Origin of the sequence: Bradyrhizobium sp. HKCCYLRH2015, assembly GCF_051168215.1 — a bacterium.
Taxonomy (GTDB): Bacteria; Pseudomonadota; Alphaproteobacteria; order Rhizobiales; family Xanthobacteraceae; genus Bradyrhizobium.
Genome location: NZ_JBNPUO010000011.1, coordinates 201,291 through 215,320 on the forward strand (window position 1 = coordinate 201,291; position 14,030 = coordinate 215,320).

Genomic DNA, 14,030 nt, shown 5'->3' on the forward strand with positions numbered 1-14,030 from the left:
GACACGCTGCCGAGTCGAATCGTGACCGTCCCAAGTTACAGGGCAACGATCTTGCTCGGAGGTTAATGGGCGTTCCGAAGCCCCGGAAAACGACCGGCGATGGCTGTCGCGGGCGTTCATCGAACCGAGGTTCGCTTACGCGTTCAATCCAGCAGCTCAGGCAGGCGGTCCAGGAACGCAGGGACCGGTAGCGCAGCACCAAAATTGTAGGGGTTGCCGCTGAGCGCGGCGCGATAGCGATCGAGCTGCGGCCCGCCCTCACGCAGGGGCCGGCCGATCCCGTCCAGGCAATCGAGCTTGTAGCGGACGGCTGCCGTGATGTCCTGCGCGGTATTCGGGTGAATTTCGAGCCCGTGGCGCGCCAGCACGGCGGTGTCGATCAGCAGTGCCTGCAGCGGCTGGCGATAGGTCTCGCGCAGCGAGAGGTAGCGCCGCGCGCGCCGGTCATAGACCGGGCGCACGGTGAAGTCGGTGCGCTCATGCCAGAACTGGCAGTCGTTGGAGATGCAGTTGACGAGCAGCATCGGCGTTCCCAGCGCCTGCACGGCGGTGGTCAGGCCCGATGTCGTGCCGACGAACAGGCGGGCGGCAGCGCAAAGATAGAGGTCCATCTCCGCCGACTTGATGTCGCTGTGGGCGTAGTCGAAGACGCCTGCCATGCCGCGCAGCGGCGTCATGCTGCGATCGCCGAGCCTGACCACGGCGCCGCCGCGTGCGGTGATCGCGGCGATGGCGTCGAGGTAGTCGCCGACATTGGCGGAGCGATGCTGGCGCGTGGTGCCGGGTCCGTCGCCGTGATAGCCGCCTTCGCGGATGTGCATCGCGACGAACCAGTCGGCGGTGACACCGGCGGCACGCAGCCTGGCAGCCCCGGCTTCCATCAGCTCCGGCGGGATCTTCACGATCGGCTGCCGCTGCTGTTCGGCCCATGCGACCTGCGCGCGCGACGCCGCGTGAGCCCATGGCTCGGCGATGCCGTCCTTGCCCCGGACGGCGATGAACTGGTCGCCGACCAGCCGCTGATAGGGCAGCAGATCGTCGACGAGAGCGGGGTCTTCGATGATCGTGACGTGCTGATCGAACAGCCTGAGGAACGGCTGGTTGACCACCTTGCTCGCCGGGGCAAGCAGCACGTAGTTGGCGCGCGGCAGCATGCCGAGCGCGGCCATGCGCAAATGGCAGTCGATGAAGCCGACGTGGCCGATCAGCGTCACCCATTCGTAGCCGAGCAGCCGGACCGGGAGCGCGGGATCGAAGATGCTGCTGACGCCGGCAATGCGCGCGATCAGCGCGTCGGGAATCGACCATTTCGCCGCCAAGGAATCCTGGTGGTCGAGCGCGGCCTGATAGCTGCGGAACGTGTCGTCGTAGCGGCCCTGGTGATAGAAGTTCTCGCCGAGCTGGATCAGATTGTCGTAGATCAGCAGCTCGCCGGCATGCTCCAGCTCCCAGGCGCTCGGCGTATAGGTCGATGGATCGTAGCCGCCGGCATAGTTCTGGTGCGCCATCACCGAGCGGGGATCGCGCGCGACCGACGCCTTGAAGCACGCGGCGGCCTGGACGTGGTCGCCGGCCAGGGCATGGACGGCGCCGAGCTTGCGCAGCGCGTTGCCGTCGCCCGAGGCCGCGGCCGCCGTCAGGAAATGCGCCGCGACCGGAAGATTGCCGCGATACATGTGGGCGACGCCGACCGCGAAATTGATCGCGAAGCTGTCGATCGTTTCCGGCCGCGGCACCTCGCGCACGATCCGGTCATAGGCGCTGCACAGCGCCAGCGTCGTGAAATAGGCCTGCGCGCCCACACCGGCTCTCGCGCGTACATTGCCGCGGAAGATCAGGTTCAAGAGCCGCACCGCACGCAACGCACTCGGCTTGCGGCTTGCAGCGAGGTGAACCTGCGCTGCCGCGGCCAGCGTGGTCGAGGCCGTCAGCGCCAGCAAACGGCCGAGCCGCGATCCCTTTGCCAATTGCCGGTCCATCAGCAGGAGCAGCGCCGCACCGGCCGGCGCGACGATGAGCCTGCTGTCGACGATGTTCGCGGCGCGGGTGGTCAGCGGCAGCAATTGCCGGCGCCGCGCACTCAGGAACGCATAGAGGCGAAACGCGGATGCCGTCAGCCACGTCCGCGGCGACCAGCGCGGCGTCTGCGGCGACGGTTGCTCGGCCGGCACGGCGCGAGTCGGCGCAGGAACAGCCTTGGCGCCGAGGCGGCGACGGAGAGAGCCGAAGGGGGCGCGGGCCGTCATGCCGCGCGATAGCCGGAGGTGGCGGACAAGATCGCGCGCCGGGCGGCGGTCTGGGCAAGCAGGCGCGTCAGCGACATCGGCCGAGTCCGGAGCGTGACCCAGGCCAGCGCGGCCAGGCGGCCGACGGCCCCGAAGCTCAGCATCACCCGAAGCAGGTGCGTGTCGAGCGCGTTGCCATCCAGCAAGGCGGATACGCGCGCAGCCTTGGCCGACGGCATCGTTTCACCGCCGAGCACCATCCGCGCCGCGCCGAAGCGATTGCGCCGGGCGAATAGATCGCCATAGCCTTCGGGGAACAACTTGCTCTGCGCAATCAGCGCGCCGATGTCGGCGAGCTTGGCGTTGAGCGAAGCCGGATCGGTCGCCGTCGCCGTCGAATAGTTCTGGCCGTGGATGCGCCAGTAGCCGAGCGCCTCGGCGATGAAGCAGCAGCCATAGGTCAAGGCCAGCCGCCGGGCGAGAAAGGCATCGGAGAACGAGCCGAGCTTGACGTCGAATCCGCCGAGCGCCTGCAAGGCGGTCAGGCGATAGAGCGAGGTGGTGCCGGAAAAGTAGTTGTCGCCAAAGCGCAGCGCCTCGCGAAGGTCGGCCGGCGCCAGCATCGCCGAGGTCGACGCGGGCAGCATTGCCGGCCGCAGCATCCGTCTTGCGGACGGCCCCCGAGGGCCGATGATCTCGCAGCAGGCGAAGACCAGACCGGCTTCGGGGTGGCTGGCCGCCTGTGCCATCGCCTTTTCGAGATAGGTCGGATGCAGCGCGTCGTCGGCCCCGAGAAAGCCGATCCATTCGGTGTCCGCGATCGCCAGCGCCTCGTTCTGACCGCGCACGACGCCCTGGTTGGTCTCGTGGCGGATCAGGCGCCAGTTCGGCCGGTCCGCCACGAAGCGCGAAATGACCGCGATGCTGTCATCGGTCGAGCAGTCGTCGATGATGAGGACGCGGTCTGGGGCGCGGGTCTGGCTGGCGATGCTGCCGAGCGACTCGGGCAGGTAGCGGGCATGGTTGAAGTTCGGGACGACCAGCGTGACGGTCGGCAAGGTTGCTGGGCGGGTCGTCGTAGTCATGGCTCAGCGAACGTCATGGCACATCATCCCCGATGCCTGTCTCTCACGGCTTCGGGAGTTCCTTGACAACGTCGTCCAGGGCGCCGAAGGCCCTCACGCGGCCGCCATCAAGATAGAGCCCGAGATTGCAGGTGTCGCGCAGCAGGCCGTGATCATGCGAGGCGAGCACGACGATTCCCGAGCGGTTCGTGATCTCCTGCAGCCGGCCGTGGGTCTTCTTGCGGAACTGCGCGTCACCGACCGCGATCCACTCGTCCATCAGGATGATGTCGCCGTGAATCGAGGCGGCGATCGAGAACACCAGGCGCAGCAGCATGCCGGAGGAATAGGTCCGGATCGGCAGCTCCAGATAGTCGCCGAGCTCGGCGAATTCGGCGATCTCCGGCACGCGCTGCTCGATCTCCTCGGGCGAGAGCCCGAGGATGAGGCCGCGGGTGCGGATGTTCTCGTAGCCCGAAGCCTCTTCGTCCATGCCGAGACCGATGTCGAACATCGGAACGTTCCGCCCCACGGTCCGCAGCGATCCGCTCGTCGGCTCGTAGATGCCGGCGAGCACGCGGATCAGCGTGGTCTTGCCGGCGCCGTTGTGGCCGAGCAGGCCGAGCCGGTCGCCCTGCTTCAGGGTGAAGCTGATGTCATCGAGCGCCTGGACGAACTGGAACGAGCCGTCGCTCTTCGAGACCCGGCCGCCGACGCGTGAGGCCGCCTTGATCGCCAGATGCCGGAATGATCGTGCGTTCGGGGGTGCGACGGGAAATTCGATACCGATTTGCTTGGCTTCAATGAGAGTCATTCGAGGCGGATCCAGAGGTCTCCGGCCATGATGTCAGGCCCAATACACGACGCGCGACCGATAGCGCGTGTAGATATAGATCATGGCCGCGGTCAGGACCGCGACCGATCCAATGGCGCCGGCCCAGGTCGCAAGGCCGGGAACGTCGCCCATCAGCGGACCACGCGTGACCGCCAGCAGATAGGCGATCGGATTGAGCGTGACGATCAACTCGCCGCCGCGGATGCTCGACGGCTCCCAGATGATCGGAGAGATGAAGAACAGGAGCTGCAGCACCGCCGCCATGACGGGCGGCACGTCGCGATAGCGCACGCAGATCATCGAGACGATCACCGAGGCGCTGACGACGAAGACGTAGACGATCATCAGGCCGAGGATGGCGAGCACCATTCCGAATCCGACCGACCATGGATAGACGAGCCAGATGAACGGGATCACCGCGATGTTGTGCAGGAAGATGATCAGGTTGCGCTGAACCATGCGCATGACATGGATCAGGATCGGCATGTCGACGGCCTTGATCATGCCGCCTGCATTGATCATCGTGTAGCAGGCTTCGCTGAGCGAGGACGAGATGAAGCTCCAGATGGTCATGCTGACCATGAAGTGGGGCAGGTAGGTCTTCATGTCGGCGCCGAGGAAGCGGCCGGCCACCGTGCCCATGATCAGTGCGGTGATCGCATTGGTGGCCGTGATCCACCACGGGCCCAGCATGGTGCGGCGGTATTTCGATCGGATGTCACCGGCCGCGAGCGCACGCCAGGTGACGTGACGGGTGATGAACGGCGCGATGTCCTCGCGGCAGCGCGCCCAGGAGATGCGGCGCCGATCCGCAACCACGAACCGCTCGACCTGTCCATCGGTCAGGGTGGTCATCCTTCTACCTCGCGAGAGCCGTAAGTATTTGGCTTACCAGCCGAAAGCGGCTGGACGTCCGTCACGCCCGGGGGCCAATCGCCGGGGCTTGCTGGACCATGTTACGCGGGCACTGTCAACCGGTCAGCTTGAGGCCGCCGCCGCGGGCTCAGATCGCGACCGAGCCCGAGGCGTCGACGATCCGCGGCTCCGGCAGCGGCACCAGGAAGCGGCCGCCGGCGTCCAGGTAAGCCTGGTTGCGCTTCAGGATCGGCTCCGCATAGATCCAGGCGAGAATCACGACGATGTCGGGCTTGCGCGTCGCGAGCTCGCTGGACGGCAGCACAGGGATGTGGGCGCCCGGGCTGAAGCGGCCGTGCTTGAGCTGGTTGTCGTCGACGATGAACTTGATCCGGCTCTCCAGCTCGAAATGGTAGAGCAGGGTGGTGGTGGTGGTCGAGGCGCCGTAGGCCGCGACCAGCTTGCCCGCGGCGATGGCCTGGTCGAGCGTGGCGAGCACCCGGCGCTTGCAGTTTTCGATGGCGACGAACCAGTCGCGGTAGATCTGCGGCTTGGTCACCCCGCGCCGCTCCTCCTCGGCGATCAGTTTCGACAGCTCCGCCGAGCGCGGCCGCTTGCCGGTCGATTTCGGCTGCGCAAAAGCTCGGATCGAGCCGCCCTTGGTGCCGGTGCGTTCGACGTGGAACAGCGTCATGTCGTGCCGGTTCAGGAAGGTCTCGAGCGGGATCAGCGCGTGATGCGAGACGTGCTCATGGTAGATCGTGTCGAACACCATGTTGTCGATCATGTCGACGATGTAGGAGACCTCGAACACAAAGGCGCCGTCGTCGGCGAGCAGCAGACGGATGCCCTTCACGACGTCGGACATGTTGTCGATATGCGCGAACACGTTGTTGGCGCAGAACAGCTTGGCCTCGCCCTGTTCAGCCTTGATGCGGGCCGCCAGCGCGCTGGTGAAGAAATCCGGGATCGTCGGCACGCCTTCCTTGGTGGCGGTCGCCGCGATGTCGCGGGCTGGGTCGATGCCCTGCACGCGCATGCCCTCGTTCTTGAATGCCTTGAGCAGCGAGCCGTCGTTGCTGCCCATCTCGGCGACCAGACTGCCCTTGGGGATGCCGAGCGAGGACACCACCGATTGCGCATAGCGCTTGAAGTGCTCGACGAGGCCGAGCGAGACCGAGGTGCGATAGGTGTAGTCGCGAAACAGGATGTCGGGATCGACGACGTCGAGATTCTGCAGATGGCCGCAGTCGAGGCAGAGATAGCAGTCGAGCGGGTAGAGATCCTGCTTCTCGCTCAGCCGGTCGGCCGTCACGAATGCGTCGCCGATCGCCGAAGGCCTGATCGGCAGCACGTGATCGAGCGAGGTCGAGCCGCACAGGCGGCAATCGGTCTTGTGCTTGACGTGCTGCATGAGGTGTCGATCCTGGGTTGGCGATCCCGCAGGCGGGATGGTCGGCCGAAGAGGAATTTGCGGCGGGTTTTACAGGCCGGCGAAGCTCTTGGCGACCTCTTCTTGCCAGACTGTGGACACTCCGCCATCCAGGAACAGGCTCTGCCCGTTGATGAACGACGCGCGCGGGCTGCAGAGGAAGTCGAGGGCGTCGGCGCATTCCTCGGCCGTCCCGAGCCGGCCCAGCGGGACCAGCTTCCGGTAGGTCTCCATCAGCTTCTCGTTCTGTTCATAGAAGATGCGCGATTCGCGCTTCAGGTAGGTCAGCGGCATGATCGCGTTCACGCGGATGCCGCGCCGGCCGAGCGTTGCGGCGTAATGCCGGACCATCGCATTGAGGCCGCCCTTCACGGCGTGGTAGCCGACCGGCTGCGAACTGCCGACGAATTCGGCGTAGACCGAGCTGACCACGCCGATGGCGCGGTCGCCATCGCCAGCAAAATGGCCGGAAAAGCCCTCGATCAGGTCGCGCGAGGCGGTCAGGCCGACCTGGATCTCGCCGGCCCAGGGATCGCCCTGGCCGCGAAAGCGCTGGCTCAGGACGAGGTAGCGGACCGGGCCGGAGGCCTCGGCGATCTCGCGCCAGAGCCCGGCAAAGCTCTCGCTGCGCTCGAGATCGGCGGAAAAATGCTTCAGGCCGGGCTGATCGGGAAAATCGGCCGGGCGCTGCCGTGACACGACGCTGACGGCGCAGCCGCGCGCCAGGAAGCGTTCGACGACCACGCGGCCGAGGCCGCGGGTGCCGCCGACCACGACCGCATGGTCGGTCATGCCGCGACGCCTTGCCGTGCGGCGACACGCCGGACGAGATCAGCCTGGTAGGCTGCGGCCTTGGCGGTGTCGCTGTCCTCGGGCGCGAAGTCGGCGAACACGCTGGCGCCGGGGCGGAACGGGCCGTTGGTGATCTCGTGCACGATCAGGAGGTCGCTGCGGATGATCAGGGTGTGGAAGAACGCGTTCGACATCCGGTAGTAGAACGGCCGCGCACCGCCCGGCGGCCCCAGTTCGACGACACGCTCGATCTGGCCGTCGTCGTCGAACACCACGATATCGACCTCGCCCTCGATGATGTGGAAGGCCTCGCTCTTGCCCGGGTGCTTGTGCGGACGGATGTAGGAGCTGGAATCGATCGCGATGATCATTTCATGCAGGCTGTCATCGCCGTCCGGATGGGCGTTGATGCGGGCCCGCCGCTTCGGGCTGGCCTTCACCGCGGCTTTCAGGGTGTTGATCTCGGCAGCGCCCACCGATGAAATGGGGCCCTCGGCCAGGAAGACCTCGGGGGATTTCTGGACGAGCGTCATGCGTGATCCCTCATGATCGAATTGTCGAGCGCGGCGTAGATCGAGCGGAATTCCACGCCCCTGGCGGCGAGCGGCGCGAGCTTTTCACGCACCTTGCCCTCGATATGCGGCGCGATCGCAAACAGGCACAGCCTGATCCGTTCGTCATCCAGCAGCCGCTCGGAGCCTACCACAGGTGTACGGAAGCCGGGCGGCAAAAAGCCGGCCTTGTCGGCATCATCGTCGACGGCCACCGCGATCAGGTCGGCCAGGCCGAAGGCGTTGACGAACATGATGGCGTGATGGCCGATGCCGAACAGCGCGATCCGGTCGCGGTCGGGACCGGCCAGGGCCGTCAGCCTGCTGCGCAGTCGCGCGCGGGCGGGGGCGAAATTGTCACGATAGGCCTGGAACAGGCTGGAAGGTCCGCGGGGATCCACCGGAGGGGCGGGAATATCGGCCGGGGTGAGGACGGCGACCAGGGCATCTTCCAGGGCGCCCGGATAGCGAAGCAGGGTCAGAACGCGATAGCCGCTCACTTCAGCGAGACGCCGCAGCGTGTCCTCGACGAAATAGCAGCTGTGCTCCTCCCACAGGAAGCAGTAGTCGCGCGCCGCGAGGAACTTGCTGCTGTCGGGGACCTCGATCAGCAGCAGGCCATCGGGAGAAAGCAGAACCTTGAGCGCTTGCAGCGCCTGCACGGGCTCCGGCGTGTGCTCGAGGATGTAGCGGCACGATACAATATCGAACGTGCCAAGCTGCGCCGCTTCGGCGGCCAGCCGTTCGGCGTGGAGGCTGGCCTGCCAGGTTTCCAGATAAGGATAGCGCCCCGGAGCGCTGGCGACGCCAAGCGCGAGGGCGCTCGCGGTGAGCCCGCGGGCCTGCAACCTGCCCAGCAGAGGACCCTCGAACGGACCGGTGCCGAGGGCGGTGCCGGCCCGCGGCTTCAACGACAGCAGCTCTCCGACCAGGGCGTCGAGATGGCCTTCCGGCTCCCGGTAGCGGATCCATGGCACCTCGGGAACAAGCGCCTCGGCCGGTGGAAGCTCGCGGAGCTGGACGAGCTGACAAGTGTCGCACGCGACGACGTCGAGGGTTACCCGAAGCTGGACACGGGTCTCGCGCGCGAACCGGTTGCAGACCGGGAGCTCACCAAGCGGGAGCGCCTGCGTGGAGATCGGCTGACCGCACAATCGGCAGCCGGATAGTGGTCCGGTGGACATGGCTCGGCTGGATCGCTCGATCAATGGGCACGCTCGGGCTCGCCGCTGTGTCCAGCGCGCCGGCCGCTATGGATGTTGCCATCTGGAGGCAACCTCAATAGCAGTGTAATCGGGAACATGACAACGTAAAATGTTCGTCCGGCACGGACCCTGGAACTCGCGTCCATTGTGATGTTTCGCGCTGCTGTTGTTCTTTGAGCGCTCGCATCTCCCTGTCGGTTCAACGGGCGAATCAGTGTCAAGAACGTCAGCAGATTTTTGTTCTGCCGCAACGGGGATTGCGCGACTGGGCAGTCTTCCAGCGGAGATGCTACAGACGATGATCAGGGGCTTTGGCTGCTATTGTTCGGCCATATGAGATCTAACGTTGGTAAGAGGGGGCGCCTGCGTGAAGGATATGGTTCTCGTTTTAAGATCGATCTTGCGCACCGTCTGCGTGAGCACGGTCCTCTTCTGTGTTCTTCTTGCGGTCGGCGCAGGGTTCCTCAACGCCTTGCTTGCGGGATTTGTGGCTTTCGTATTCATCTCGCTGGGAATCGGCCGGCTCGCGCTCGAGCGGCTGGCTCTGTGGTCGACAATTCTGCTGATTGTCGACAGGGCAGGGCTGCTGCCGATCGCCGAGTGGGTTCATGGGATCATCATACTCATTGGTCGTGGGTTGGCTTGACAGCCCGATCGGCATGCGGCGTGTATTGCTGAAGCCAATTCGAGACAGGCGACAATCGGCATAGCCTTCTCCTGGTCTGCCGCAGGGCGGTCTGGATGTTCGAGAACGGGGGCTGGCCGTGAGCCGGAGATGGAGTTGGGGTAGCCGATGCAGCGCTTCAAGGAGCCGCTAGTTCTGCAGAGCCCTGTGCGCAGACGCGGACTCCTTGAGCTGTTCGACGCACTGGAGACTCTGCCGGCCGAAACGGCGCGTTGGAGAGAGCGGTCTCTGCTGGCGCCGCAGCGATGGGCGCGCATCCTGATTGTCGGCACTGCCAGGCTGCTGAGCCTGCTGCCGCCGCGGCTGGCGTTCCTGATCCTCGCCTTCTTCGAGATCGGAGAACTTCGCGACCGCCGCCTGCTGCAAAGGGCCTATCAGGCCCACTGCGCGTCTCTGCTGGCGAAGGACCCTGACCTGCGGTTTTCGGGATTGCTCAGACGAAGCTTTCCGATGCTGTCAGCGGAACTGCTGCTTCGGATCGGGGCCGATTGGGAAGCCTATGATCTGGTCCTCCAGCATCAGCTCGCAGCCCGCTCGCCGGAACTGGCACACATGATGGTTCGCGCGCTCTTCGAGCTCGGGGAGTTCGACAAGGCCTATCGGCTGGCCTCGCAGCTGGATCTGAGGGCAAGGTCGGAATCGGAGATACATCTCACCTTTCTCAAGAGCATGCTCGAGATCATGGTCGACAACGAGGCCCGCGCGGTCGAATGCATGTCGGAGGCATGCCGTGGTATTCCCGACTACATGCGTCCTCACCAGAACATGGCGTCGCGGCCGGCGCGGAACTATCATCCCAACCCTCTTGATTTCGCCTGCGGCGCCGCGGGCAGGCTGTTCGATCTCTGCAACTTCACCGGCCAGCGCGTGACTCATGTCGGCTCTGGCGACATCGGCATCGGTCTGTTCACGAGAGCGCTCGCGGCGCAGTCGGAGCTGCTCGGCAGGGCGGCGCCGGCCATATCGGCGGAGGCCAGCCACCTGTTGCGCAGGTTGGGAATTCCCCTGGAGCAATTGCGGGTCCTTCCCGAGGAATGGACGACCCAGATTGGTCACCTCGGCATGCTGGACATCCTGTTCCGAATGCGCGACCTGGGGTGGTGGTCGGGAAGACCGCTGATCGTCGTCCGACCGAATTGCGTGGCCAACAAGGCGTTTCTTCGGCTGTTCGAAAGGTTCGCCGATATCGTCGTGATCGGCGAGACCGTCTCTCACGCGCTCGGCGAAGAGCTGCTGTCGCTGCAGCGCTGGTACGGCATGAACTTCAATGTGTTTCGGCTGCCGAACGGTGACGTCGTGCCGTGGCAGGAAGCCGGGGCGCTTGCCATGCTGCAGTGGGAGCGGGATGGCCGCGGGCATCCCTTGCGCGACCAGTATGACCGGATCTACGAGGCGGCGCCGAAGGTGCAGGACGACTATCGGCGGATGCGCGAATCCTGGGGCATGAAGCCGGACGACTGGTACGTGTGCCTGCACACCCGCGACGGTTCTCACTATTCCGAGGTCGACGGGACCGGCCAGACCCATCGCAATGCGCCGATCGAGACCTACCTCGATGCCATCCACGCGATCACCCGCAGGGGAGGCTGGGTGATCAAGCTCGGTGGCCCGAATTCACCCGGACTTCCACCGCTCGACCGTGCAATCGATTATGCGCAGAGCAAGTTCAGATCCGAACTGATGGATATCTGCCTCATCCGGAATGCCAGAGCCTTCATCGGCACGACGTCAGGGTTGACGAATGTCGCGATCAGCTTCGGCATTCCGTGCGCTCTCGTGAACTGCATCACCACGGATCCGCAATTGTGGAACAGCGCTGTCCGGTTTGCGCTGAAGCCGGTGCGTCTCGCCGACGGCAGGATGCTGACCCAGACGCAGCTCACCTCGTCCCCCTGGCGCTGGCGCCTGTTCGACGCCTGCGTTCTCAGCCGCAACGGAGCGCAGCCGTCGAACAACACGTCAGACGAAATTCTCGCGGTCGTCGAAGAGGTCGTCGATCTCGCTTGCGGACGTGCGGCCAACACCGCCTCGCAGCAACTCCTGTCGCTCTGGAGGGAGCAGCTTGTGCTGCCTCACTATTACGGCGGCGGCACGATCAGTGCCCACTATCTCGCGAAGTACGAAAGCGCATTCCTGGTGCCTGGAGCGGCCCCGGCGGCGAGGAGCCTTCCCGAGGTCGCTGTGGCGCGACAACGTTAGTCTGGCAGCGCGGCCAAACTGTTCGCGGCCTGCGTCGTCAGGCGCGCGCCTGGTCCGGGCGGCATCGCTTGATGCATCGCGCTGTCCTCACGGTTCTCTCAGCAGGTCTTGAGCGTATTTCTCGAGGAAATATTTGCTCGGCCGCGAACTGCCGAAGAAGCCCGGCACCTGGACGTGACGCTCCCATTTGCCGTCCACGCCGGGGGCGGGGCCTTTCCGCCGGGGATCGGAGATTTCGAGCACCTCGCGCACGGTTTCCAGGATTTCGTCCGAGCTGCTCTCGCTCACGACGAGTTTGGCACGCGCCATGGATTCATGGGTCGGGTAAGCCCAGCGATACTCCTCCGAGGTCCATTCGCTCAGCGAAAGCATCTGGCCGTCCGCCCTGTGCACCGGCTTGAGCGCAAAGCGGGTGTCCGTCGACCACAGCAGGCCGATCGAACTCAATGCATTTACCATCGCAGTCGGGATGCCGAAGCTGCTTGCCACATAGGCGAAGCCGGAGGTCGTGCCGATGAACATGCGGGCACGGCGCATCAAGTGAATGTCCATCTCCGGAAACGCATCGTCGCTGCGGGCGTAGTCCACCACGCGTTCCATTTGCGGGAACGGCGGCACTTTGCGACCGCCCATCCGGACAACCCATCCGCCGCATTCGGTGATGTGGCGGACCGCATCGAGATAGCTCGCGAGCGACGCGTTGCGGATGGATTCGCCGACGCCTTCGGTATCATTCCGGGTCTGGGCATCCCGCACGTGCAGGCAGACGAACCAGTCGCCGTCCGCCATCCCCCACCTGCGCCGGTAGTCCTGGTGCGTCTGCTCGACGCGGTTGTCGGCAAGCAGGCGGCGGTCGTAGATGTCGCGCAGCGGAAAGCTTCGCTGCCGGCTTTCCCACTGCTTGAGCGCGAGTGAGCCCGCATCGTTCCAGTACACCGCACGTCCGTCCTCGAAGCGGAAGGCCTGGTGGGAGTCGCCAATGAACGGGGTGAGGCTGGCGAGTTCGTGCCAGACTCCGGCGGTGACGTTCTCGCCCAGGGTGAGCGTCGGACAGATCTCGGAGAACAGCGACAGGAACGGCTTGTTGGCGATCCGGTCCTTGTAGGCCAGGAGCACCGGCTGGCCCTGCCACCACCCCATTTCGCGCATCATCAGATGAACGTTGAGATGGCCGTTATGGCCGATCAACGCGCTCCAGTCCGGAGAAAGCAGCCTGACGTCCGACAGATCCGTGTCGAGCTTCTTGAGAAGGGCCTTGAGCTCGGCGCTGGGCGCGGGAAGATGACGGCGCAACCGCTTCTGTGTCTCCGTCAGCTTGGTGTAGACCTGCGGGACATGGAAGCCCTCGCCGCTGTGATATGTCGTCAGCAGGAGGTGGCGATAGGCGTAGAACAGGTTGATCTCCGACAGCACCTTGCGCTGCGGATGGTCGGCGGGGAAGCGCTCCCAGTATTGGCCGCGCTCCTCGCGTGCGACGAGGATATCGTCGTGCCGCGGGAGACCGAGCTGAGTGACGAGGGTCTCGATCAGCTCCTTGTCGCAGAAGAAGTCGGGAACGTAGCGGTCGAGCGGTGCTTCGAACAGCTCGGGTTCGCCATCCCTGCGCGCATCGTATTGCCGTCCTTCGAAGGACGTCTGCTCGAAGCGGAAGTTCCGGTGCTCCAGCATGATCTTGATCAGCTCGGCAAACCGGCGCAGGTCCTGCGGGCGAAGCGCGGTCCAATTGATGGTGTGAGCCTGCGCCAGCAGCTCCATGAAGTAGCCGGACGTCAGCTTTTTCGTCAGCTTGCCGAGCGCCTCCATGAACTCGTCATCGACCCGCTCCCAGTCGATTTTGGGAAACAGCTCCAGAACGCGCTTCTCCTTCTCGCACATGAGAAGGAACAGGATCAGCTCGTTGCAGTACTGACCCGAGTGGCCGCGGGTCAGCACCCATTGCATCTCCTTTTCGATGTCGGGACCGCAGAAATAGCGAAATTGCCGGTCAAACTCGTTCCGATGTGCATAGCGGTGAAAGACGAGCGCCACCATGAAGGCCTGTTTGAAGGTCAACAGGGCGAAGATCAGGTCTTTCAACGATTCCGCCCGTTCCTGCCCGGCTGCATTCAGAAACCAGCCGATCGCCCTCGCAGCGCGGCCGGCGAGGTTCGACTTCAACGATTGTACCAGACTGCGTTGACGTGGCGC

At 64.9% G+C, this 14,030-nt stretch carries 11 protein-coding genes; 2 read left to right on the plus strand and 9 right to left on the minus strand.

Translation table 11 applies throughout. The features are described from left to right. Nucleotides 1–143: 143 nt before the first annotated feature. The 8 genes from ACQR1H_RS27605 to ACQR1H_RS27640 all read right to left on the minus strand — a co-directional run bounded on the left by ACQR1H_RS27605 (nt 144) and on the right by ACQR1H_RS27640 (nt 8,938). Nucleotides 144–2,246, minus strand: coding sequence for a TIGR04372 family glycosyltransferase (locus tag ACQR1H_RS27605; RefSeq protein ID WP_434872562.1), 2,103 nt, complete (start codon nt 2,244–2,246; stop codon nt 144–146). Further along, nucleotides 2,243–3,310, minus strand: a complete 1,068-nt coding sequence (locus ACQR1H_RS27610) for a glycosyltransferase family 2 protein (RefSeq protein ID WP_434872561.1) — start codon at nt 3,308–3,310, stop codon at nt 2,243–2,245. Before ACQR1H_RS27610 ends, ACQR1H_RS27605 begins: the two co-directional genes overlap by 4 nt. A 43-nt stretch (nt 3,311–3,353) precedes the next feature. Next, nucleotides 3,354–4,103: an ABC transporter ATP-binding protein gene (locus ACQR1H_RS27615; protein WP_315805277.1), complete on the minus strand. Its 750-nt coding sequence runs from the start codon at nt 4,101–4,103 to the stop codon at nt 3,354–3,356. Nucleotides 4,104–4,136: 33 nt separating this feature from the next. Further along, a complete protein-coding gene (locus ACQR1H_RS27620) occupies nt 4,137–4,979 on the minus strand; it encodes an ABC transporter permease (RefSeq protein WP_315805278.1) in 843 nt (280 codons plus the stop codon). Between the two features lie 148 nt (nt 4,980–5,127). Next, complete coding sequence (locus ACQR1H_RS27625) at nt 5,128–6,393, minus strand: class I SAM-dependent methyltransferase (protein ID WP_315805279.1); 1,266 nt, start codon at nt 6,391–6,393, stop codon at nt 5,128–5,130. Between the two features lie 69 nt (nt 6,394–6,462). After that, nucleotides 6,463–7,203 (minus strand): SDR family NAD(P)-dependent oxidoreductase, encoded by a 741-nt coding sequence (locus ACQR1H_RS27630; RefSeq protein ID WP_316183373.1) that lies wholly within the window; start codon nt 7,201–7,203, stop codon nt 6,463–6,465. After that, complete coding sequence (locus ACQR1H_RS27635; protein ID WP_315805281.1) at nt 7,200–7,736, minus strand: WbuC family cupin fold metalloprotein; 537 nt, start codon at nt 7,734–7,736, stop codon at nt 7,200–7,202. Before ACQR1H_RS27635 ends, ACQR1H_RS27630 begins: the two co-directional genes overlap by 4 nt. Then, entirely contained in the window at nt 7,733–8,938 is a 1,206-nt protein-coding gene (locus ACQR1H_RS27640) for a class I SAM-dependent methyltransferase (protein WP_315805282.1), read from the minus strand. The genes ACQR1H_RS27635 and ACQR1H_RS27640 overlap by 4 nt, the downstream gene beginning before the upstream one ends. Before the next feature lie 397 nt (nt 8,939–9,335). On the opposite strand from ACQR1H_RS27640, the gene ACQR1H_RS27645 reads away from it, so the two are divergent. Both ACQR1H_RS27645 and ACQR1H_RS27650 read left to right on the plus strand, forming a co-directional pair. After that, a complete protein-coding gene (locus tag ACQR1H_RS27645; RefSeq protein ID WP_315805361.1) occupies nt 9,336–9,605 on the plus strand; it encodes a hypothetical protein in 270 nt (89 codons plus the stop codon). Nucleotides 9,606–9,752: 147 nt separating this feature from the next. Then, nucleotides 9,753–11,843 (plus strand): TIGR04372 family glycosyltransferase, encoded by a 2,091-nt coding sequence (locus ACQR1H_RS27650; protein ID WP_434872558.1) that lies wholly within the window; start codon nt 9,753–9,755, stop codon nt 11,841–11,843. Between the two features lie 87 nt (nt 11,844–11,930). Here the strand turns inward: ACQR1H_RS27650 and ACQR1H_RS27655 are convergent, their stop codons facing one another. Further along, nucleotides 11,931–13,919 carry a TIGR04372 family glycosyltransferase gene (locus ACQR1H_RS27655; protein WP_434908481.1) on the minus strand — a complete coding sequence of 663 codons (1,989 nt, stop codon included), beginning with the start codon at nt 13,917–13,919 and terminating at the stop codon, nt 11,931–11,933. Nucleotides 13,920–14,030: the final 111 nt, after the last annotated feature.